The organism is Massilia genomosp. 1 (assembly GCF_011682185.1).
Classification (GTDB): domain Bacteria; phylum Pseudomonadota; class Gammaproteobacteria; order Burkholderiales; family Burkholderiaceae_D; genus Telluria_A; species Telluria_A rubra.
Genome location: NZ_WHJF01000027.1, coordinates 1 through 21,536, shown reverse-complemented (window position 1 = coordinate 21,536; position 21,536 = coordinate 1). Strand labels below are relative to the sequence as shown.

General features: G+C 64.6%; 16 protein-coding genes. 4 read left to right on the top strand and 12 right to left on the bottom strand.

Translation table 11 applies throughout. From position 1 onward, the window contains the following. Nucleotides 1–66 precede the first annotated feature (66 nt). From F1735_RS12520 to argH, 4 genes are all read right to left on the bottom strand, one after another. Nucleotides 67–1,290, bottom strand: a complete 1,224-nt coding sequence (locus F1735_RS12520; protein WP_308627357.1) for a M24 family metallopeptidase — start codon at nucleotides 1,288–1,290, stop codon at nucleotides 67–69. Between the two features lie 14 nt (nucleotides 1,291–1,304). Beyond that, nucleotides 1,305–2,993 carry a TRAP transporter large permease gene (locus tag F1735_RS12515; RefSeq protein ID WP_167237236.1) on the bottom strand — a complete coding sequence of 563 codons (1,689 nt, stop codon included), beginning with the start codon at nucleotides 2,991–2,993 and terminating at the stop codon, nucleotides 1,305–1,307. Between the two features lie 62 nt (nucleotides 2,994–3,055). Next, nucleotides 3,056–3,640 (bottom strand): TRAP transporter small permease subunit, encoded by a 585-nt coding sequence (locus F1735_RS12510; protein WP_167237287.1) that lies wholly within the window; start codon nucleotides 3,638–3,640, stop codon nucleotides 3,056–3,058. 283 nt (nucleotides 3,641–3,923) lie between these two features. Continuing rightward, a complete protein-coding gene (gene argH / locus F1735_RS12505; RefSeq protein ID WP_167237235.1) occupies nucleotides 3,924–5,321 on the bottom strand; it encodes an argininosuccinate lyase in 1,398 nt (465 codons plus the stop codon). Between the two features lie 145 nt (nucleotides 5,322–5,466). Between argH and F1735_RS12500 the strand changes: the two genes are divergently transcribed. Further along, nucleotides 5,467–5,904 (top strand): GNAT family N-acetyltransferase, encoded by a 438-nt coding sequence (locus F1735_RS12500; RefSeq protein WP_222852983.1) that lies wholly within the window; start codon nucleotides 5,467–5,469, stop codon nucleotides 5,902–5,904. 101 nt (nucleotides 5,905–6,005) lie between these two features. On the opposite strand, the gene F1735_RS12495 is transcribed toward F1735_RS12500, so the two are convergent. Continuing rightward, the gene (locus F1735_RS12495; RefSeq protein ID WP_167237234.1) at nucleotides 6,006–7,391 is read right to left on the bottom strand and encodes a YfcC family protein; all 1,386 of its coding nucleotides are present in this window, start codon (nucleotides 7,389–7,391) and stop codon (nucleotides 6,006–6,008) included. Then, nucleotides 7,388–8,506, bottom strand: coding sequence for a succinylglutamate desuccinylase/aspartoacylase family protein (locus F1735_RS12490; protein WP_167237233.1), 1,119 nt, complete (start codon nucleotides 8,504–8,506; stop codon nucleotides 7,388–7,390). Before F1735_RS12490 ends, F1735_RS12495 begins: the two co-directional genes overlap by 4 nt. Before the next feature lie 107 nt (nucleotides 8,507–8,613). On the opposite strand from F1735_RS12490, the gene F1735_RS12485 reads away from it, so the two are divergent. Continuing rightward, on the top strand, nucleotides 8,614–9,936 hold the full coding sequence (locus F1735_RS12485; protein WP_229505735.1) for a cyanophycinase: 1,323 nt from the start codon (nucleotides 8,614–8,616) through the stop codon (nucleotides 9,934–9,936). 3 nt (nucleotides 9,937–9,939) lie between these two features. Here F1735_RS12485 and F1735_RS12480 read toward each other — a convergent pair whose 3' ends face one another. The 3 genes from F1735_RS12480 to F1735_RS12470 form a co-directional block, all read right to left on the bottom strand. Further along, on the bottom strand, nucleotides 9,940–11,100 hold the full coding sequence (locus tag F1735_RS12480; protein WP_167237232.1) for a DUF1624 domain-containing protein: 1,161 nt from the start codon (nucleotides 11,098–11,100) through the stop codon (nucleotides 9,940–9,942). Between the two features lie 8 nt (nucleotides 11,101–11,108). Continuing rightward, on the bottom strand, nucleotides 11,109–13,205 hold the full coding sequence (locus F1735_RS12475) for a TonB-dependent siderophore receptor (RefSeq protein ID WP_167237231.1): 2,097 nt from the start codon (nucleotides 13,203–13,205) through the stop codon (nucleotides 11,109–11,111). A 152-nt stretch (nucleotides 13,206–13,357) separates the two neighbouring features. Further along, on the bottom strand, nucleotides 13,358–13,786 hold the full coding sequence (locus F1735_RS12470; protein WP_167237230.1) for a Fur family transcriptional regulator: 429 nt from the start codon (nucleotides 13,784–13,786) through the stop codon (nucleotides 13,358–13,360). 108 nt (nucleotides 13,787–13,894) lie between these two features. On the opposite strand from F1735_RS12470, the gene F1735_RS12465 reads away from it, so the two are divergent. After that, nucleotides 13,895–15,322, top strand: coding sequence for an IgA Peptidase M64 (locus F1735_RS12465; protein WP_187364230.1), 1,428 nt, complete (start codon nucleotides 13,895–13,897; stop codon nucleotides 15,320–15,322). A 240-nt stretch (nucleotides 15,323–15,562) separates the two neighbouring features. Beyond that, complete coding sequence (locus F1735_RS12460; protein ID WP_167237229.1) at nucleotides 15,563–16,042, top strand: hypothetical protein; 480 nt, start codon at nucleotides 15,563–15,565, stop codon at nucleotides 16,040–16,042. Nucleotides 16,043–16,202: 160 nt separating this feature from the next. On the opposite strand, the gene parC is transcribed toward F1735_RS12460, so the two are convergent. The 3 genes from parC to F1735_RS12445 form a co-directional block, all read right to left on the bottom strand. Then, on the bottom strand, nucleotides 16,203–18,524 hold the full coding sequence (gene parC / locus F1735_RS12455) for a DNA topoisomerase IV subunit A (RefSeq protein ID WP_167237228.1): 2,322 nt from the start codon (nucleotides 18,522–18,524) through the stop codon (nucleotides 16,203–16,205). Between the two features lie 79 nt (nucleotides 18,525–18,603). Further along, on the bottom strand, nucleotides 18,604–19,659 hold the full coding sequence (locus F1735_RS12450) for a hypothetical protein (RefSeq protein WP_167237227.1): 1,056 nt from the start codon (nucleotides 19,657–19,659) through the stop codon (nucleotides 18,604–18,606). After that, nucleotides 19,656–21,365 (bottom strand): molecular chaperone HscC, encoded by a 1,710-nt coding sequence (locus F1735_RS12445; RefSeq protein WP_167237226.1) that lies wholly within the window; start codon nucleotides 21,363–21,365, stop codon nucleotides 19,656–19,658. The genes F1735_RS12450 and F1735_RS12445 overlap by 4 nt, the downstream gene beginning before the upstream one ends. Between the last annotated feature and the right edge of the window lie 171 nt (nucleotides 21,366–21,536).

The window sequence follows — 21,536 nt, the reverse complement described above, 5'->3', positions numbered from 1 at the left end:
GTTCGTCAGCAGCCTTGCATAAATTGAATCATTGTGCGCCGCACCTGGCGACGCCCATGACGCCGTTCAGCGGCTGGGGCCGAACGGATCGTCGATCGAGTGCGCCGGTTCGGTGAACCACTTCGGTCCCGTGGCAGTCATGTAAAAGTGGTCTTCGTGACGCACGCCGAATTCGCCGGGGATGCAGATCATCGGTTCGTTCGAAAAGCACATGCCCACGGCGAGCGGCGTGTTGTCGCTGCCGACCAGGTAGGGCCACTCGTGGATATCCATGCCGATGCCGTGGCCGGTGCGGTGCGGCAGGCCTGGCAGCTTGTAGCCGGGACCGAAGCCGTTCGATTCGAGCGAGGCGCGCGCGGCGGCATCGACCTCGCGGCACGGCACGCCCAGTTGCGCCGCACCGAAGGCGGCCAGCTGCGCCGCCTTCTCGGCATTCCACACGAAGCGCTGGCGCGCGCTGATCTCGCCGAACACATAGGTGCGGGTGATGTCCGAAATGTAGCCATGCACCTGGCAGCCTGTATCGATCAGCACCACGTCGCCCGCTTTCAGGGTTTGGGCATAACTGACGCCGTGCGGATAGGCGGTTGCCTCGCCGAACAGCACGATGCAAAAGTACGATCCGGGCGCACCGACCTTGCGGTGCGCACGCGCGATGAAGTCGCTCACCTCCACCGTGGTGATCCCTTCATGCAGGATGGCGGCGGCGGCTTTGTGTACTTCCAGGGTCATGTCCTTCACACGCTGCATCAGCGCGATTTCGGCGGGCGACTTGCGCGCGCGGCAGAACGCCGTGACGCTCTTGGCGTTTTCCAGCGCGTAGCCGGCGGCCAGCGGGGCAATACCGTCGGCGATGAAGAACGCCGCGCTCTCGCAGATGCCGATGCGCGGCGGACGCGCCGGATCGGGCTTGACGCCCATGCGCCCCAGCACGTCGATGAACAACTGGTAGGGGCTCTCGTGCTCCTCCCAGCAATTGACCTTGCCCTTGACCAGCATGAAGTCGGTCAGCGAGCCTTCCTCGAACACCGGTGCAATGTATTCGAGCGCGCCCACGGCCGGCAAAATGGCGCCGACCATGCGTTCGCTGGCATACCACTTGGTGCCGGTGAAGTAGCGCATGTTGGTGCCGGCGTTGAGGAACACCGCGCCGATGCCCTGTTCCAGCATGAAGGCCTGGGCGCGGGCGATGCGCTCTTCGTGTTCCTGCCGGCCGATCGGGGCCATGCCGCCGGTCATGTCGGACAAGGCGGCCAGCGCCTCGCCGATGGTTTTACCGCCGATGTTCAATGCGTTCATTGTGCTCATTTCTTTTTCGCGTCTGCGTCGCTGTCGGTTGAAAAGTTCAGTTCCGGCGTGCTGTCTTCATCCTTCTTGCCGGCGTCGCCGGACGGCAGTTGCAGCGCTTCGGTGTCGGCGGCCGGCGCGTCGATCTTCAGTTCGATCGATTCGTTCATGTCCACCTTTTTCTCGACCGAGACCAGGTGCGGGAACAGGATGATGAGGGCGACCATGATCACCTGGATCACCACGAACGGGATCGCGCCCCAATAGATATCGGATGTCTTGACCTCTTTCGGCGCCACCGACCGTAAATAGAACAGCGCGAAGCCGAACGGCGGATGCATGAAGGAGGTCTGCATGTTCACGCCCAGCAGCACGCCGAACCAGATCAGGTCGATGCCGAGCTTGTTGGCCACGGGGCCGACCAGCGGCACCAGGATGAAGGCCAGCTCGAAGAAGTCGAGGAAGAAGGCCAGGATGAAGAACATGACGTTGACCACGACCAGGAAGCCGGTCACCCCGCCCGGAAGGCCGGTCAGCAGGTGCTCGACCCACAGGTCGCCGTCCACGCCACGGAACACCAGCGCAAAGACGGTCGAACCGATCAGGATGAACATGACGAAGCACGACAGGCGCGTGGTCGAGTTCATGGCTTGCTTGAGCAGGCTCCAGGACAGGCGCCCGTTGAGGATCGCCAGCAGGATGGCGCCCATCGCGCCCATGCCGCCGCCTTCGGTCGGGGTGGCGATGCCGACGAAAATCGTGCCCAGCACCAGGAAGATCAGCGCCAGCGGCGGCACCAGCACGAACACCACTTTTTCGGCCATGCGCGAGAGCAGGCCGAGCTTGAACTTGCGGTTCGCCAGCGCGAACGCGAAGGCCAGCGCCACGCCGGCCGAGGCGGCGTACACGCCCAGTTCATCCTTGCCCAAGTGCGGGTGGCTGGCGCCCCAGAACCAGGCGAAGCCATACGACACGGCGACCGTGCCGATCACCATCAACAGCAGCGACACGGCGCCGCTGTCGCCGTTCGGCTCTTTCAGGTTGCGCGCTTCGGGCGGCAGCGCCGGCACATGGTGCGGCTTGAAGATCGACAGGGCCAGCACATAGCCGGCATACATCGTGGTGAGCATCAGGCCAGGGATGAAAGCGGCCTTGTACATGTCGCCCACCGACTTGCCCAGCTGGTCGGCCATCACGATCAGCACCAGCGAGGGCGGGATGATCTGGGCCAGGGTGCCGGAAGCGGCGATCACGCCGGACGCCAGGCGCTTGTCGTACCCATAGCGCAGCATCACCGGCAGCGAAATGAGGCCCATCGAAATGACCGATGCGGCCACCACGCCGGTGGTCGCGGCCAGCAGCGCGCCGACGAAAATGACGGCATACGCCACCCCACCGCGAATCGGCCCGAACAGCTGGCCGATGGTGTCGAGCAGGTCCTCCGCCATCCCCGACCTTTCCAGGATCAGTCCCATGAAGGTAAAGAAGGGGATCGCCAGCAGGTTTTCGCTGGCCATGATGCCGAAGATCCGGTTGGGCAGCGCCTGCAGCAGTTCGGGTTTGAGCAAACCGAGCTCGATGCCGACCAGGGCGAAAAACAGGCCGTTGGCGGCCAGTGAAAATGCGACCGGAAAACCGGACAGCAAGAAGATGACCAGCGCCCCAAACATGATGGGCGCCAGGTTGGCGATGATGAATTGTTCCATGTGTCCCTGAGCGAAGTGGCTGTGTGCTGGATTGAAGCTTTAACCTTGCTGCTTTAACCGGATTAACCGATGTTGTTGGCGGCCTTGATTGCGTCGATCTCGTCCTGCGGCGTGGTGGCCTGCTTGGAAAACGAGCTGGCGTCGATGCGTCCGGCCAGGTAGGCGATGCGCTTCATGATTTCGGACAGGCCTTGCAGGATAATCAGCGCAAAGGCGACCGGAATGAGCAGTTTGGCGGGCCACACGATCAGGCCACCGGCGTTGCTCGACATTTCGCCGCTCTCGATCGAGATGCGCGCGAAGGGAATGCTGTACCAGAGGATCAGCAGCGAGACGGGGAGCAGGAACAGCAGGAAGCCGACGATGTCGATCCAGACCTGGGTGCGTTTCGAAAAACGCCCGACGATGACGTCGATGCGCACATGCTCGTCGCGCTTGAGCGTGTAGGCCGAGGCCAGCATGAACATGGCGCCATACAGGTACCACTGGATTTCGAGCCAGGCGTTCGAGCTGGTATGGAAGATATAGCGGATCAGGGCATTGCCGGCGCAGATGATCACTGCGGCCAGCAAGGCCCAGCTGACGACGCTGGCGATCTTCTCGTTGAGAGTATCGATCGCGCGCGACAGCACGACAAAAAGTGACATGAGCATGGTGCTGGTATCTCCGGTAGTTTCAAACAATAAGTTCAAAAACAAGCACAGTCGCCGGCGTCTTGCGCGCCGGTCGGCTTAAGAGCCTATCTCAGTAGATCGGAGTCGCTGCTGGCGCGCCTGGCAAGCGAGTGCCGCGTTGCTCGTCGTTGCATGGCTAGCCATGCGGCCTCCTCGCGCCTTGCCCTCGCTTGCCATGCATCGCCTACGCGCATGTCGCCATCAGCTTCCCCCGATCTACTGAGATAGGCTCTGAATACTGGTCACTGTCGGTGCGCTACCCGGCCAGTTGGGCGCGCACGCGGGCGATCGCGGCGCGCACCTGGCGCGGCGCGGTGCCGCCCACATGGTCGCGCGCCGCCACCGAGCCTTCCAGGGTCAGCACCGCGAACACGTCCTCGCCGATCAGGCTTGAGAACGCGCGCAGCTGGTCCAGCGACATCTCGGCCAGGTCGCATTTGAGGTCGTCGCAGGCCCGCACCGCGCGCGCCACGGCTTCGTGGGCGTCGCGGAACGGCAAGCCTTTCTTGACCAGGTAGTCGGCCAGGTCGGTCGCGGTGGCGTAGCCCTGCAGGGCGGCGGCGCGCATGTTTTCCGGCTTGACCGTGATTGCGCCGGCCATGTCGGCAAAAATGCGCAGGGTGTCGACCAGGGTGTCGACGGTGTCGAACAGCGGCTCCTTGTCTTCCTGGTTGTCCTTGTTGTAGGCCAGCGGCTGGCCTTTCATCAGGGTCAGGAGGCTCGTCAAGTGGCCGTAGACACGCCCGGTTTTACCGCGCGCCAGTTCCGGCACGTCCGGGTTTTTCTTTTGCGGCATGATCGACGAACCCGTGCAGAAGCGGTCGGCGATGTCGATGAAGCCGACCCGTGGACTCATCCAGATCACCAGTTCTTCGGACATGCGCGAGATGTGCGTCATGACCAGGGCGCCGGCGGCGCAGAACTCGATCGCGAAATCGCGGTCCGAGACGGCGTCGAGCGAATTGTGGCAAACGTCGTCGAAGCCGAGCGTGCGGGCGACCCGTTCGCGGTCGATCGGGAAGGTGGTGCCGGCCAGTGCGGCGGCGCCCAGCGGCAGGCGGTTGACGCGCTTGCGGGTGTCCTGCATGCGTTCGACGTCGCGCCCGAACATCTCGACGTAGGCCAGCATGTGGTGGCCGAAGGTGATCGGCTGCGCCACCTGCATGTGGGTAAAGCCGGGCATGATGGTGTCGGCGTTCTGTTCCGCCAGGTCGGTGAGGGCGGTGCGCAGGCCGTTCAGCAGCACCACGATGTCGTCGATGGCGGTGCGTACGTACAGGCGGATGTCGGTCGCCACCTGGTCGTTGCGCGAGCGGCCCGTGTGCAGGCGCTTGCCGGCGTCGCCAACCAGTTCGGTCAGGCGTTTTTCGATATTCAGGTGAACGTCTTCCAGGTCGAGCAGCCATTCGAAGCTGCCGGCCTCGATTTCGCCCTTGATCTGGGCCATGCCACGTTCGATGTCGGCGCGGTCTTCGGCGCTGATGATCTGTTGGGCGGCCAGCATTTCGGCGTGCGCGAGCGAGCCGGCGATATCGAACAGGGCCAGGCGTTTATCGAAAAAGACGGAAGCGGTGTAGCGTTTGACGAGGTCGGAGACGGGTTCTGAAAAGCGCGCCGACCAGGCTTCGCCCTTCTTTGAAAGTTGTGCGGTCATGTGAATAGTTCCTTTACGTTACCTGATTATAAACAAGGAAAGCGGGCTGCGGGCAATTCCTGTTGGGGGTTGTATGGGTGTTCCGAATTCGCGCGCGGGCCTTGCGCTCGCGGCGAACGAAGGTAGAATTGTTTCTTTTCACGGGATGCGTCCAGCCATGTCCAATTTACAGATCAGTACCGACCGCTCGCAGCTCGATGTGCCGATGATTTATCGCTTTCTGAGCGAGCAGTCGACGTGGGCGGTCGGCATTTCGCGCCCCGTGGTCGAGCGTGCGATCGAAAATTCCCTGTGTTTCGGAGGCTATGTCGATGGCCGCCAGGTGGCGTTTGCGCGGGTGATTACCGATTTTGCGACTTTTGGTAACTTGGTGGATGTCTTTGTGATTCCAGAATACCGCGGGCGCGGATTCAGCAAGGAGATCATGAAGGCGGTATTGGCGCATCCGAGCCTGAAAGGGCTGCGCAGGTTGACCCTGGCGACGGGGGACGCGCATGCCTTGTATGCGCAGTTCGGGTTTACCCTGCCGCAGCGGCCGGAGTCGCTGATGGAGCGGTATTTCCCGAATATCTACGTTAGCTGAACCCCGTCATTCCCGCGCAGGCGGGAACCCAAGTTCGTCGATTAGCCTGCGACTGCAGCACGAACTTGGGTTCCCGCCTTCGCGGGAACGACGGTGCGGCCTTAACTCCAGTTAGTCAACGCCGGCGGAATCAGCAACAGCAGCGCCATCACAAAATACGCCAGTTGCAGCGGCACCATCCACTTGGCCCAGGTAATCCACGGAATGCGCGCCAGGGCCAGCACCCCCACCGTCACGCCGGACGTCGGAATCATCGGCAAGGTCAGTTCGCCCAGCTGGAACGCCAGCACCGCGGTCTGCCTCGAAATACCCACCAGATCGGCCAGCGGCGCCATGATCGGCATGGTCAGCGCGGCCTGCCCGGTCCCCGAGTGGAGGAAGAAGTTAATCACCGTCTGGATGATGAACATCTTCTGCGCCGCGAATACCGGATTGGCCGACTGCACCAGCGGCACCAGCGCGTGCAGCATGGTGTCGATGATCTTGGCATCCTGCGCCAGGATCATGGTGCCGCGCGCCAGCGCAATCACCAGCGCGGTGCCGACCAGGTCGCGCGCGCCATGCAGAAAGGCCGCCACGAATTCGTCGCTGTCGAGCCGCCCGATCACGCCGACCACGATCGCCATCACCATGAACAGCGCGGCGATCTCGTTGATGTACCAGCCGAAGTGGATCACCCCGACCACCATGGCCGTCATGAAGCCGATGAACAGCAGCAGCACGATCGCGTGGGTGGTCGTCATGCCGGCCAGGTTGGCCAGGGCGGCGCTGCTTTCCTTGCGCTTTTCGATATCGAGCGCGTAGGAGGGGCTGCGGGTCGGATCCTTCTTGATGCGCGCCGCGTACCACATCAGGAAGGCGATGGTGAGGGCGGTGGCCACGAACCAGACGATGAGGCGGTAGCCGATCCCGGAGAACATCTGGATCCCGGCGATTTTTTGCGCGACGCCGACGTTGAACGGATTTAAGAACGCCGCCGCGAAGCCCACCTGCGCGCTCAGGAAGGGAATCGATACGCCGATGATCGAGTCGTAGCCCAGCGCGAGCGCCAGCGGCACGAAAATGAGCACGAACGGAATCGACTCCTCGCTCATGCCGAAGGTGGCGCCCCCCAGCGAGAAGATGGTCACGAACACCGGAATGAGCATCGCGCGCACGAAGGCCGAATGGGTATGCGCGCGCGCCACGCTGCGGATCATGGCGTCGAGCGCCTCGGTCTTTTGCAGCACCGCAAAGGCGCCGCCGACGATCAGCACGAAGCCGATGATCTGGGCCGCCTCGACGAAGCCTTTGATCGGCGCCATCATCAGCGCCACGAAGCCTTGCGGATTACTTTGCACGTACTGGAAGGAGGCCGGGTCGATGCGCGGCTTGCCGTCGACCATGATGGTGCCGTACTGGCCACCCGGCACCAGCCAGGTGGCCACGGCGATCATCGCCAGGATCAGGAACAGCAGGACGAAGGTATTGGGGATGCGCAGTTTCATTGGCTGAGCAGCTTTCCGGCGCGGTAGGCCACGGCGCCGGCGACCTTGCCGACCGCCATGCCGCGCAGCAGATGGCGGTGCGCGGTGCGCGCAAAAAACACGCCGTCGACACTGCAGCGCAAGGTGGTGGTGCGCCCGCTGACCGGTTCGATCAGGTCGGCGATGGCGTCGCCGGCCTTGACCTTCTCGCCCAACTGCTTGAGGAACACCAGCACGCCGGCATGCGGCGCGGCGATCGGCTCCACCCCTTCGAGCGGGGTCGGTGCGCACAGGGGGGCGGGCAATGCGGCCAGCGGCATGTCGAGCACGCCCGCGTGCGCCAAAAACCGCAGCAGGGCGCGCGCGTCGCCCCCGGCCAGCTCGTAGTTCACATCGCGTTCGCCGCGCAGTTCCACGGTAGTCGACAGGCAGGCCGGCGGAATCGGGAAGGCCGGGCCGAAGTGCGCCGCCAGGTCCCACCACAGGCGCGAACACGCTTCGTCGAACGGCTCGCCGCCCGCTTCCAGCGCCAGCAGCACGCTGTGCGCCTGCATCAGCGCGGCCAGCGGCGCCACCGCGTCGGCCAGCGGGGTGCCTGCGTAAATATGCAGCACCGCCTCGTTATCGCAATGCAGGTCAAGCACGATGTCGGCGTCGATCGCCATCCCGAGCAGGATTTTCTTGAGCGTGTCGGCGTCGGTTTTCGGCTCCCAGGTGGCGACCGAGTCGCGCGCGTGGGCGCGCACCAGGGCCACGTTGGCGTCGGGGTCCGGGCCGAGCAGGCCGGCCAGCGAGGTTTTCAGGTCCTCGGCCACGTGCTTGTAGGCGCGGTTGAAATTGGTCCCGGTGGACAGGTCGAAACGGCCGAACGGCGCGCCGTGGATGGCTTGCGCCAGCCCGATCGGATTGGCCGCCGGGACCAGGATGATCTCGCCGCGGATCTTGCCGGCCGCGTCCAGCGCCTCCAGCTCCTTGCGCAGGAACTGCGCCACCAGCATGGGCGGCACTTCATCGGCGTGCAGGGCGGCCTGGATGTATACCTTCTTGCCGGCGCCCGGCGCACCGAAATGAAAACTGCTCAGTTGCGAGGACATGCTGCTGTCCTCAAGGGAGATGCGGTGGGTGTTTGCTTGCATGATCGGGACCGTGAAATGAAGTCAGCCGGAAGTGTGGCATAAAAAACCGCCGCCGCGCCGGGTCCCTTTCTGGAATACGACATATTATTTCTGAGCGGGGTATCATCTTGCCTGCAACTAACATCGGCTGCGCGCTGGCCTGTCACCGCCTGCGCAGCCCGACCTACCGAATAAAGGAAGAACCACCGATGCTGAACCTGGCCCGCCGATACTTACAGTTCCTGTTGCTCGTCCTGCTGGCGGCGGGTCAGGCGCAGGCAGCGACAGCGGCCGCGCCGGCCATCCCGCCGGGCGGGCCGAAAGGCTCGCTGGTGATCATCGGCGGCGCGCTGCGCGGCGAGAACGCGGCGGTGTGGAAGCGCATCGTGGAACTGGCGGGCGGCCCGGGCGCGCGCATCGCCGTCTTCGGCTCGGCCTCGGCCAGCCCGGACGTCGCGGGCAAGAACAATATCGAGGTGCTCAACTCCTACGGCGCGGACGCCTTTTTCGTTCCCGTGGCCGTCAAGCTCGACAGCCCCGACTACCGCATCGCCGCCAACGACCAGGCCATTGCGGACGCGGTGCGCCACGCCGATGGCGCCTATTTCGTCGGCGGCAACCAGGCCCGCATCACCGAAGCGCTGCGCAAGAAAGACGGCAGCAGCACCCGCGTGCTCGACGCGCTGTGGACCATGTACCGCAACGGCGGCGTCATCGCCGGCACCAGCGCGGGCGCGGCGATCATGAGCGAAACCATGTTCTACGACGCCAGTTCGGTGCTCTCGACCCTCAAGCGCGGCGTGGCCGACGGCATGGAACTGTCGCCGGGCCTGGGTTTTGTCGGCAAGGATGTGTTTGTGGACCAGCACTTGCTGGTGCGCGGGCGCTTCGGGCGCATGCTGCCGGCCATGCTGGCCAAGGGCTACAAGACGGGACTGGGGATCGACGAGAACACGTCGATGATCATTCATGGCAACCGCGATGTGGAAGTGCTCGGCTACAAGGGCGCGCTGTTGATCGACTTGAGCGGCGCCACCTTCACGCCGGGCGACTTCAACGTCAGTAACGCCAAACTCAGTTACCTCGATAACGGCGACCGCTTCAATCTGCAGAATGGGGTATTTACGCCGTCGCCCGAAAAGCTGGCCAACAAGCTCGATCCGGCCAAGCCGTATTATCGCGGCCCGCTGTTCTTTGCCGATATTCTCGGTAACACGACCGTGGTGGACCTGATGCACCGCCTGATCGACAGCGACCAGACCGACGCCATCGGCCTGACCCTGGGCAGCCCGCGCGACCTGCAGCCGGAACTCGGCTTCGAATTCCGCTTTAGCCGCACCAAGGAAAGCATCGGCTACGTATCCGCCATTTCGGATATGAACTCGGTCTTCAATATCCGCCTCGACGTGCTGCCGATCCTGATCCGCCAGCCGCTGTACCAGTACAAGTAAACGCTACAGGTAGCGCACCCAGGCCTGGGTGCTGGCCCGCTTGTAGCGCCCGAACCAGCGGCACGGATAGTACAGCGCCGCGATCACCGCCACCGACCAAAGCCACACTTCCCCGATTCCGCCCGCCTGGTGCGGCTGCCCGTCCGCCAGGGCGGCCGTCAGCTCGCGCAGCGCGAGCAGCAGGTACAGGTGCGCCAGGTAGTAGAACAAGGGCGCAGCGCCAAACGTGGCGCACAAGGCCAGCACGCGCTCGTTGGCCACGCGTGTGCATGCCGCTTCCATCGACGCCAGTGCGATCAGGCCCACGCCGAGCGTCATCAGCAAGAAGTTGAACGAGGGCGGGTACTTGGTCAGGTTCAGGAACGACATGACCGTGTGCAGCGGGTCGGCCTGCACGCTCCATGGCAGCGCCTCGCCATAGATGTTAAAGCCGCGCAGCAGGGCAAGCAGCAGCAGGCAGGCCGCGCCCGCCAGCAGCAGGATGCGGCGCCGCGCGCCCGGCTCCACCTTGTTCGAGAACAGCGGGCCGGCCGCGTAGCCGAGCAAGATCACCCCGATCCACGCCAGCAGCGGATAACTGATCTTGACGCGCACCGGGCCGTCGTTCACCAGGAAGCCGCGTTGTTCGAGCACCGTCCAGGCGCCGTGCGCCAGGCTGCCCGGCTCCAGGCCGGGGAAGGACAAGGCGTTGTGGCCGGCGACGATCACGGCGCCGAGCAGGGCCAGCCAGCGCAGCGGCAGTGTGTGCAGCAGGGCCAGCGCGATCATCGACAGGCCGATGACCCAGATCACCTGCAAATACAGCACCGGCGGCGGAACGCGGCCGGACCACGCAAAACTGACGAACACCAGTTCCAGCACGATCAAGAACAGGCCGCGCTTGAGCAGGAAGCCGCGCGCGCTGCGCGGGCCGGACGCCGGATTGGCGTACAGCCAGGCCGACAGGCCGGTCAGGAACACGAACATCGGGGCGCAGAAGTGCGCCGCCACGCGGCTGAAGAACAGCGCCGGCTCGGTCGTGGCCAGGTCGATCGGGTCGCTCACCTGGCGGTGCAAAAAGAAGGTCTCGCGCGCGTGGTCGAGCGTCATGATCAGGATGATCAGGCCGCGCATCGCGTCGATGGCGGCGATGCGCCTGGTGGGCGCGGCGGCGAGGGTGGTCATGGAGAGCCTCAGAAGCTGTAACTGGCCGTCAGCGTGGCGGCGCGCCCGGTGCCCGGCGCCACCCACACCTGGTTGTACGAGCTCGTATAGTAGGCCTTGTCAAACAGGTTGTCGATATTGAGGGCGATGCGCAGCTTGCGGTACGGCGTCCAGGCCGCCACCAGCTTGACGGTGGCGTAGGCGGGTAGTTCGAAGCTGCTCGAGGCGGCCACGTCGCCCATGCGCTTGCCCACGTAGCTGGCGCCGCCCCCGATGCTGGCGCCGGCGTCGCCCAGCGTGAAGTTCGACACCAGCAGCACGTTGGCGCTGTGGCGCGCCACGTTCGGGAAGCGGCTGCCGGTGCGGATGGTCTGGTCGCCCCTGGTGACGGTGGCGTCGGTCCAGGCGTAGGCGGCGGACAGCTGCAGGCCGCGCGCCACGGCGCCCGACACATCGAGCTCCAGGCCGCGGCTGCCCACTTCCCCGGCGGGGATCGCAAAGTCGGCGTTGGCGGGATTGGTGGTCAGGACGTTCTTCTTGTCGATCTTGTACAGCGCCACGGTGCCGCTGAGTTTTCCGTCCAGGGCGTCGAGTTTGGCGCCCAGCTCATACGACTGGCTCTTTTCGGCTTCGAACGCGCTGTTGTCGATGCTGATGCCGCTGTTCGGGCGGTAGGCGCGCGCCACGGTGGCGTACAGCGAGAGCGCCTTGCCCGGCTGGTACACCAGGCCCGCGCGCGGACTGCTCGCGTGCAGGCTTTGCGCGCTGCCCGCCTTGAGGCGGTTATTGGCGACGCTTTGCTCGGCGCTGTCGTAGCGCACGCCGAGCAGGGCTTTCCACCCGCTGGCGAGGTCGATCTGGTCCTGCGCATAAAAGCCGTGCGCGCGCTGGCGTTCCAGCGTATCGATCGACAGCGTCAAAGGATCGGCCACGGCGCCGTACACCGGCTGGAAAATATCGATCGCGTACGGATTGGCGGTCGAAGGATTGCGGCGCAGCTGCACGCGGCGGTCGTCGAAGCGGTAGGCGTCGACGCCGAACAGCACACTGTGGCGCAGGCCGCCGGTGCCCAGCTTGCCGAGCAGTTCGATGCGGCCCGACATATCGGTCGCCGAAAAATCGCGGTGGCGGCGCTGGCGGCGCAAGGTGCGCCCGTCGGCCAGCAGGTTGTTGGCCTCCGTCGAAAAGCCGGCCAGTTCACTGTCGCGGTACGACAGGCCCGATTGCAGCGACCAGGCGTCGTTGATCGCATGCTGCACGAACAACTGCTGTCCGAGCGACTTGACGGTGACCCGGCCGTCGCCCGGCTCGCCAAGGAAGCGCGATACCGGCAGCGCACCGAGCTTGCCGTGTACCGCCGGCACGCCGCGGTCGAACGGGGCTTTTTGCTGGATCGCTTCGATCTCGTACGAGACCGTGGTGTGCTCGCCGGCCAGCCACACGAACGATGGCGACAGCAGCAAGGTGTCGCGGCGGGCGCTGTCGCGGAAGCTGTCGCCTTGCTGCCAGGCGGCGTTGACGCGGTAGGCCAGGGTGTCGCTCACGGGCCCGGTGAGGTCCGCCGCCGCGCGCCAGGTATTGAAGCTGCCGGCCGAGGCGCTGACGCTGCGCTGCGGGGCGAAGCGCGGCTTTTTGGTGACGATGTTGACCGTGCCTCCCGGCTCGCCACGGCCGTACAGGGCGGCCGAAGGGCCCTTGAGCACTTCGACCGACTGCGTGCTGGCGGTGTCGCGCAAGCCGTTGTAACCGCGGCTGGAACTGAAGCCATTGACCAGGAAATCGGAGCCGAAATTGGGGTCGCCCGTGAAGCCGCGCATGGCGTAGCTGTCCCACAGGCCGCCCAGGTCACTCTGGCGCGCAATGCCGCTGGCCAGGTCGAGCGCCCCGGCCAGGGTGCTCACGCCGGCGTCGCGCAGCACGTCGCTGGTGAGCACGCGCACGCTTTGCGGCAGGTCCAGCAGGCGCGCATCGGTCTTGGTCGCGCCGGTGGCCGACAGGCTGCGATAGTGCTCGCGCTGGCCGCCGATGACGACCGTGCCGCTGGGCGCGGGGGCGGCGTCGGCGGCGATGGCCGCCAGCGGCGTGATACTGGCGAGGAGGGCGGCGGTGGCGGTTTTGATGTGCATGCGTGCATGTCTTCAGGCGTGGGAGGGCCGGGCAAGGCGGGGTTTAATGCAACTGAGTTGCTATAATAGGTCGGATGCCTCTTTAATGCAATAGGCTTGCGTTAGCACTCCGGCCGATGCCGGCGGCGACACGGTGAAACCGGTGTTACTTGCTACTTGTTCGCGTTACAGATATTGCAGACGCCCTTGATCAGGAAGTCGACCTGCTGGCTGGTAAAGCCGGTGGGCAGGGTAATTTGCGCAGGCAGGGCGATGTCGGTAAAACAGGTCACCATCTCGCAGCGGATGCACTGGAAATGCGCGTGCTGGTGCCCGTGCTGGCCGGCGCCGGCGTTGAAGCGCCACACCTGGTCGGCGCCGGCGATGCGATGCACCAATTCGTGTTCGGTCAGCCATTCGAGCACCCGGTACAGGGTGACCGAATCGAGCGCGTCGCCGGCCAGGCCTTCTTGGATGTCGTGGTGGGTCAGGGGCTTGTTTTGCGCCAGCAGGTACGCCAGCACGCGCGAGCGCGGCTTGGTGAGGCGCGCGCCCGTATCGCGGATCAGTGACTCTGCCTGGCTTTCAATCGTTGTGACCATCTTGGCTGGGATTTCAAAGGAAGCGACATGCTACCACGCAGGCGCTGGCCGCAACCACAGCGCCCAGGTTTACAATGCGGGACGATCCACGCTTGCAAGGAAACCGCCATGCCGCTGTCCCCGTTTCGTTTCATGCGCCGCGCCGCCGGCTTGCTGGCGCTGGCCGCCGCCCAGGCGCAGGCCCAGCCGCCGGCCACCGTCCGCGTCGACTACCAGCACAGCGGCAATGCGCTGCTTGAGCAGTACGCGCTCGAACGCGTGCTGATCGAACCGCTGCCGTGGCCGGGCGACCTGTCGCAAAATCTCGACACCAGCAACCGCGGCCAGAACATGGTCGAAGTGGTCGACGCCAAAACCGGCGACCTGCTGTATTCGCGCGGCTTCTCCACCATTTTCGGCGAATGGCGCACCACCGAGGAAGCCAACCGGATCAGCCGCGGCTTCCAGGAGTCGGTGCGCTTTCCAGCCTTCGGCAAGCCGGTCAAGGTGCGGGTACTCAAGCGCGACGAGCGCAATCAGTTTTCGGTGGTGTGGAGCGTCGAGGTGGACCCGGACGCGCCGGACGTGGTGCGCAAACAGGCCCAAGCGCCGGCCAGGCCGATCCCGATCCGCGTCAGCGGGCCGTCGCCGGCCAAGGTCGACCTGCTGGTCATGGGCGACGGCTACAGCGCCGGCGAGATGAAAAAATTCGAGGCCGATGCGCGCCGCCTGGCCGATCATCTGTTTACCGTCTCGCCGTTCAAGGAGCGCGCCGGCGACTTCAATGTATGGGGCATCGCGGTGCCGACCATCGAGTCCGGCGTCTCGCGCCCCTCGACCGGCGTGCATCACGCGTCCGCACTGGGTACGCGCTACGACATCTTCGGCAGCGAGCGTTACGTGCTCACGCTGGACAACCGCGCCCTGCGCGACATCGCCCAGCATGCGCCGTACGAGTTCATCGAAATCCTGGTCAATAACGATACCTACGGCGGCGGCGGCATCTTCGGCCAGTTCAGCACCGCGGCGGCCGGCAACGACTGGGCCAATTACCTGTTCGTACACGAATTCGGCCACCACTTCGCCGGCCTGGCCGACGAGTACTACACCTCGCCCGTGGCTTACCAGTCGAGTTCCGCGCGCATGGAACCGTGGGAGCCGAATGTGACGGCGCTGCGCGACCCGTCCCGGCTGAAATGGCAGCGCCACGTCAAGGAGGGCACGCCGCTGCCGACGGCGTGGCCGAAAGCGCAGTACGAAGAGTACGCGCGCGCCTACCAGAAGCGCCGCGCCGCCCTGCGCGCCGCCAACCGGCCCGAGTCCGACATGAGCGCGCTGTTCCGCGAAGACCTGACCCACACCAATACCCTGTTCGCCAAGGCCATCCACCGGCATGAGGTGGGCGCCTTCGAAGGGGCCAATTACGAGGCGACTGGCTATTACCGGTCGGAAATGCAGTGTTTGATGTTCGACCGAAGTGCAAGATTCTGTAACGTCTGTAACGACGGCATCACCACAATCATCGATTTGTACGCAAAGAAGGGGGCCGGAAAATAGGCTGGGGCCTGCAACGGCGGGCGATCCGCACATGTAGAGGTGCAGTTCGCCTCATTGTAAGTTGCTTTTTGTTAGCTTTATTCTGCGTGCGCTAGCGAACAGACCACCTGTCCAGTAAGACCTATTCTGGACACCGTTCCTTGACGAACTATAAAGTTGAGAACGATAGATGGCGAACGGACTTCGGTCCAAAACGTCCACGAATAAGAAACCCCAACCATTCTTCTAAAGGACTACACCATGAACAAATTACTCGTTACCTTGATCGCCGGCCTGTTCGCTACTTCGGTTTACGCACAAGCACCAGCAGCAACCCCAGCGGTTGTGAAAGCTGAAGCCACCGCCAACAAGGACATCGCCAAAGCCGAAGCCAAGGAAGCCAAAGTGGTTGCCAAGTCGGACGAAAAAGTAAGCAAGGCATCCGCTGACGCTACCGAGAAAAAGACCAAAGCCCACTCGAAAGCCGTCAAAGCGCACGCTGAAGCGACCACCGACGTGGCTAAAGCCGATCCGGAAGACAAAATGAAAGCCGAAGCCAAGGCCGAGAAAAAAGTCGCCAAAGCCAATCTGAAAGCCGAGAAAAAAATGATCAAGGCCGACGAAAAAGCTGAAAAAGTGGCTGTAGAAGCCGGCGCCGACAAGGCAACCGCTGCTGCAAAAACCCACGAAGCGAAAGTTGAAGCCGTTTCGGACGTGAAAAAAGCTGCTGCTAAGCACTAATCGAGCCGCCCTGCTTGCAGGGTGACCGATGTGAAAGCGGGGCAAGCGTTGCTTGATTGGGGTCTGACCTCAATTAAGCAACACTTGCCCCGCTTTTGTTCGTGCATGTCTTTCCCGCCTGCGCGGGAAGTCGTCTCCGGCGGTGCCGGAGACGACCCTGTCAGCCGATCGGTGTCAGCGACATCACCTTGATCTTGGCTGCCAGCGCCTTGCCCTTGCGCGCCCGCTTGCCGAAGTGGACCGCCAGGCTTGACGCCGACAGGTCGACCGCGCGCGGCTTGGCGCCGGCCCAGGTTCCGTGTACGGTCACGCCTTTTTGCGAAATCGGCTGCACCGCCAGCAGCTTTTCCTTCTCATCGAGCTCGATCAGGATCACGCCACGCCCGCCGTTGGTCAAGGTCTTGAGTTCATCCATCCCGAACACCAGCAGCTTGCCGTTTTCCGTCAGGCAGGCCACCGCGCTCGCATTGGCCGCGATCACGCGCGGCGGCAGCGGTTGCGCGCCTTCGTCGAGCGTGATGAAGGACTTGCCGCCCTTGAGCCGGCTGACCATGTCGCCCGCCTTGGCCGCGAAGCCATAACCGGCGTTCGACGCCATCAGCAGCATGGTCTGGGCGCTGCCCGCAAAGAAGTGCGGGATGCGCGCGCCGTTCGGCACATCGACCAGGGTGGTAATCGGCACGCCATCGCCGCGCGCTCCCGGCAAGGCCGCCACCGGCACCGAATACACCTTGCCGTTGTCGCCGAAGCCGAGCAGGATGTCGGTGGTGCGGCATTCAAAGGCCGCGTACAGCGAGTCGCCCGCCTTGAAGGTGAACTGCGCCACGTCGTGTCCCACGCCGGTACGCGCGCGCACCCAGCCTTTGTCGGACACGATCACCGTCACCGGCTCGTCGACCACTTTTTGCTCGGCCACCGCGCGCTGCGCTTCTTCGATCAAGGTGCGGCGCGCGTCGCCGAACTGCTTGGCGTCGCTTTCGATCTCGCGGATGATCAGGCGCTTCATGGTCGACGGGTTCTCGAGGATGTCGCGCAGGCTGCCTTCTTCCTTGCGCAGTTCCGCCAGCGCCTGCTGGATCTTGATCGTCTCCAGGCGCGCCAGCTGGCGCAGGCGCAGTTCCAGGATGTCTTCGGCCTGGATGTCGGAGAGCTTGAATTCGGCGATCAGCGCTTCCTTCGGCTCGTCCGAATTGCGGATGATGTGGATCACCTTGTCGATATTGAGCAGGACCGCTTCGCGTCCTTCCAGGATATGAATGCGGTCGTTGACCTTGCCCAGCCTGAACTCGGTGCGGCGGCGCACCGTCACGAAGCGGAAATCGACCCACTCCTGCAGGATTTCGGTCAGCCCCTTCTGGCGCGGCCGGCCATCGCCGCCGATCATCACCAGGTTGATCGAGCTGGACGACTCGAGCGAGGTATGCGCCAGCAGCATCAGCATGAATTCGGTCTGGTCCTGGTTCTTCGACTTCGGCTCGAATACCAGGCGCACGGCGGCGGCGCGGCCCGATTCGTCGCGGATCGCGTCGAGCGAACCGAGAAAGGTCTGTTTCAAGGCCAGTTGCTCGGGCGAGAGCGCTTTTTTACCGAGCTTGATTTTCGGGTTGGTCAGATCTTCGATCTCTTCGAGCACCTTTTGCGACGACACGCCCGGCGGCAGTTCCGACACCACCGCCTGCCACTGGCCGCGCGCCAGTTCTTCGATCTTCCAGCGCGCGCGCACCTTCATCGACCCGCGTCCGCTGGCGTACATGTCGGCGATCTGCCCCGGCGGCGTGATGATCTGGCCGCCGCCCGGGAAATCCGGCCCCGGAATGATGGCCATCAGTTCGGCGTGGGTGATCTTCGGATTGCGGATCATGGCCACGGTGGCGCGCGCCACTTCGGTCAGGTTGTGCGAGGCGATTTCGGTCGCCAGGCCGACCGCGATGCCCGAGGCGCCGTTCAACAGCACCATCGGCAGGCGCGCCGGCAGCGTTTTCGGTTCGGCGTGTTCGCCGTCGTAGTTGGGCTGGAAGTCGACCGTGCCTTCGTCGATTTCTTCGAGCAGCAGCTTGCCGATGGGCGTCAGGCGCGCCTCGGTGTAGCGCATCGCCGCCGCGCCGTCGCCATCGCGCGAGCCGAAGTTACCCTGGCCGTCGATCAGCGGGTAGCGCAGCGAAAAATCCTGCGCCATGCGCACCAGCGCGTCGTAGATCGACTGGTCGCCGTGCGGGTGCAGTTTCCCCATGACGTCGCCGACCACGGCGGCCGACTTGCTTGGCTTGGCGCTGGCGCCCAGTTTCAGCTCGTTCATGCGGTACAAAATGCGGCGCTGCACGGGCTTTTGGCCGTCGCACACGTCGGGCAGGGCGCGGCCCTTGACGACCGACACGGCGTAATCGAGATAGGCGCGCTCGGCGAAGGTCGACAGGGTCAGCGTTTCGGTGTCGTCCGGCGGTGGCGGCGGTGGCGGGTCAAACAGATTGGTTTGTGAGGACATGTACGTAGGTGCTTATGCGTAGGTGCTGAGTAAAAAAGGAGTGTGTTGGTTCGGGTCTCTGCGTGGCGGGGGGCGGCTGTTACGCCGACCAGCCCCTGCCGCGGACCACGGCGACCCAGTGTTCGACGATACCGGCATCGAGTTTGAGGTCGAGCATCTCGCCATGGTAGCAGTGGACATGTTCGAGCAGTTCGCGCATGCGTTCCGTGAAGGCGGCGTCCGGATACCTGCCGATGACGCCGCGCGGGTCGCCGTCGAGCAGTGCGCGCACCACCTCGTCTTCCAGCGCGAGCTGGCAGAAATGCTGGTATGAGCGCTGGGCGCGCAGGCGCGCCAGCATCATGCCGGTTTCGTCGGGCATCTGGCGGCCCACGAAGCCGGCGTCGTCGACCCAGTTGAAATGGCCCGCCATCGCCTCGCGGAAGTCGTCTTCGCAGCCTTCGCCGGCGCAGTACTGCACGGCGCACTCTTCGAAGTGGTCGCGTACGTCGATGTTGAGCAGTTCCTCGCCGGCGAACAGCTGCGCCAGATGCTCGCGCGGCTTGCTGTGCGCACGCGTCAGGAACGCGGCCCAGACGCGGCGCGCCTGCATGATCGTGGTTTCGGGACCGGTGCCGGGCAGGGGCGCCGGCAGGATCTCGGGCAGGCGATATTGCTCGGGCTTCGGACGCGGGCGCGGCGGCTCGGGCGGCTGCGCCGGCGCGGGTGGCTCGAACGCCGGCGCCGGGGCCGGCGCTTCGGGCGGCGGCGCGGACGGATCGACTTCGTAGCAAGCGCTGTAGACCGGCGCATCCGGATCGAATTCGTAGGCGGCCACGTACACCGGCGCCTCCTCGCGCGGCGGCGCCGGTGCGGGCGGCGCGTCGGGATCGAACTCGTAGGCCGCCACGTAGACCGGCTGCTCGCGATCGTCCTGGCCTTGCCTGGTCTCGGGCGGGGCCGGCTGCTCGTCCGGCCAGTCCAGGTCATTGGCCTGGCGCGCCAGTTGCAGGGCGGCCTGGTAAGCGTCGTTGAGAATCTGGAAGGCGACCGGATCGTCCTCGGGACGGGTGACCTTCAGCCTGGCCGCGTAAGCGCGCTTGATCGCGCGCTCATCGCGGCTGGCCGTCATGCCGAGCACGCTCCAGATGTTCATAAAAACGAACTCCCGCCCAGCTCACGCATGACTTTTGTCAGCGTTTCGTGGGCGCGCCGCATGGCCGTCGGCTGCTGCGTATTGAGCACGCCCGTGAAGGCGGCGATGTGCTCGGCCAGGTAGGCGCGTTCCTGGCCCAGCAACTGCTCGTAGAGGCGGTCGGCCTGGGCCAGCAGGGTGCGGTTTTCGATCTTGTCGCGCGGGTGGATTTTCAGTTCGCTCAGTTCGGCCAGGCGCTTGGCCACTTCGGCCTGGGTCATCACGCCGGCGTTCTCGGTGATGACCAGGGTGTGCTTCTCCAGGCTTGGCTGGAGCGTGATTTCCGCTTCCAGCACGCCGCTGATGTCATACGTGAAGCGCACGTCGGCACTGACTTCGCCCGAGCGTTTCGACTCGATCGGGAAGGCCAGCTTGCCCAGGAAGACGTTGTCCGACACGCGGCGCGACTCGCCCTGGTAGACATGCACCACCAGTTCTTTCTGGTAGTCGCTGATGGTGGTGATCGACTCCACGCGCGAGACCGGCACGGTCGAATTGCGCTCGATGATGGGCAGGTAATGGCCGCCCTCGTACTGGTTGGGACCGATTTCGCGCGCGATCGAGATCCCCAGCGAGTAGGGCGCCACGTCGGTCATCACCACTTCGGAGAGGGCCGCGTCGCGCGCCATCAGGCCGGCCTGCACGGCCGCGCCCAGCGCGATGGCCTGGTCGGGATCGAGATTGATTGACGGGAAGCGCCCGAACATGCGCGAGACCATCTTGCGCACCAGCGGCATGCGGGTGGCGCCCCCGGCCAGCACCACCGAATCGAGTTCGGACGCCTTGATGGTGGCGTCGCGCAGCGCGCGTTCGACCGGGCCGCGCAGGCGCTGCACCAGGTGGTCGCACAGCAGCACGAACAAGTCTTCGGTCAGGTCCAGGCTGTACTCCTTGCCGGCGCTGGTGTAGGCCATGCGCGCGCTCAGGCTGTCGGACAGGGCGCGCTTGGCGCGTTCGGCTTCTTCGCGCAGGCGCTGGCGCTGGGTGCCGTTCAGTTCCGCGCCGTTCAAGTCCTTGGACAGGCCGCTGCGCGACAGGAAGGCCTCGACCAGCACGCTCACAAAATCTTCGCCGCCGAGGAAGTTGTCGCCGGCGGTGGCGCGCACTTCCATCACGCCCTCGAACAGTTCGAGGATGGAGACGTCGAAGGTGCCGCCACCGAGGTCGAAGACGAGAAATTTGGTTTCGCGCTTGCTGTCCTGGATGCCGTAGGCCAGCGCCGCGGCGGTCGGTTCGTTGAGCAGGCGCTCGACCCGCAGCCCGGCCAGCTGGCCAGCCACCCGGGTCGCCTTGCGCTGGGCGTCGCTGAAGTAGGCGGGCACGGTGATGATGGCATCGGTGACCGTTTCGCCGAGCCAGACTTCGGCGTCTTCCTTCAGTGCGCGCAGCACCATCGACGACAATTCCTCGGGGCGGAACTTGCGCGCCCCGAGCTGGGTTTCGCGCTCGCTGCCCATGTAGCGCTTGAACAGGGCCGCTGTCATGTGGGGGTGGGTCTGCAGGCGCGCGCGCGCCGCTTCGCCGGTCAGCACGGTGCCATCGTCATCCATGCCGACGCAGGATGGCGTCAGGAAGCTGCCCAGTGCATTGGGAATGAGGTGCGCCTGGCCGTCGCGCCAGACTGACGCGAGACTATTGGTGGTGCCGAGGTCGATTCCGATAATCATGGTTCAGTGTCCGTTTGCGCCGCCGCAGACTGGGATGTGTTGCAACACATCGCCAGCGTTGCGACAGCCGGTTTTACAACTAAATCAGAACTTGCACGCTGGGGGCGGTGCAAAAACGGGGGCAAACCGGGGTCTGACCCCGGTTTTTCAGTTGGGGGTCAGACCCCGGTT

What these genes read in the sequence shown, in the direction of transcription:
- F1735_RS12490 (WP_167237233.1), bottom strand. Translation starts at nt 8,506, where the DNA reads ATGCAAGCAAACACCCACCGCATCTCCCTTGAGGACAGCAGCATGTCC.
- F1735_RS12500 (WP_222852983.1), top strand. Translation starts at nt 5,467, where the DNA reads ATGCGTCCAGCCATGTCCAATTTACAGATCAGTACCGACCGCTCGCAG.
- F1735_RS12515 (WP_167237236.1), bottom strand. Translation starts at nt 2,993, where the DNA reads ATGGAACAATTCATCATCGCCAACCTGGCGCCCATCATGTTTGGGGCG.
- F1735_RS12465 (WP_187364230.1), top strand. Translation starts at nt 13,895, where the DNA reads ATGCCGCTGTCCCCGTTTCGTTTCATGCGCCGCGCCGCCGGCTTGCTG.
- F1735_RS12495 (WP_167237234.1), bottom strand. Translation starts at nt 7,391, where the DNA reads ATGAAACTGCGCATCCCCAATACCTTCGTCCTGCTGTTCCTGATCCTG.
- F1735_RS12445 (WP_167237226.1), bottom strand. Translation starts at nt 21,365, where the DNA reads ATGATTATCGGAATCGACCTCGGCACCACCAATAGTCTCGCGTCAGTC.
- F1735_RS12510 (WP_167237287.1), bottom strand. Translation starts at nt 3,640, where the DNA reads ATGTCACTTTTTGTCGTGCTGTCGCGCGCGATCGATACTCTCAACGAG.
- F1735_RS12460 (WP_167237229.1), top strand. Translation starts at nt 15,563, where the DNA reads ATGAACAAATTACTCGTTACCTTGATCGCCGGCCTGTTCGCTACTTCG.
- F1735_RS12450 (WP_167237227.1), bottom strand. Translation starts at nt 19,659, where the DNA reads ATGAACATCTGGAGCGTGCTCGGCATGACGGCCAGCCGCGATGAGCGC.
- argH (WP_167237235.1), bottom strand. Translation starts at nt 5,321, where the DNA reads ATGACCGCACAACTTTCAAAGAAGGGCGAAGCCTGGTCGGCGCGCTTT.
- F1735_RS12475 (WP_167237231.1), bottom strand. Translation starts at nt 13,205, where the DNA reads ATGCACATCAAAACCGCCACCGCCGCCCTCCTCGCCAGTATCACGCCG.
- F1735_RS12480 (WP_167237232.1), bottom strand. Translation starts at nt 11,100, where the DNA reads ATGACCACCCTCGCCGCCGCGCCCACCAGGCGCATCGCCGCCATCGAC.
- F1735_RS12470 (WP_167237230.1), bottom strand. Translation starts at nt 13,786, where the DNA reads ATGGTCACAACGATTGAAAGCCAGGCAGAGTCACTGATCCGCGATACG.
- parC (WP_167237228.1), bottom strand. Translation starts at nt 18,524, where the DNA reads ATGTCCTCACAAACCAATCTGTTTGACCCGCCACCGCCGCCACCGCCG.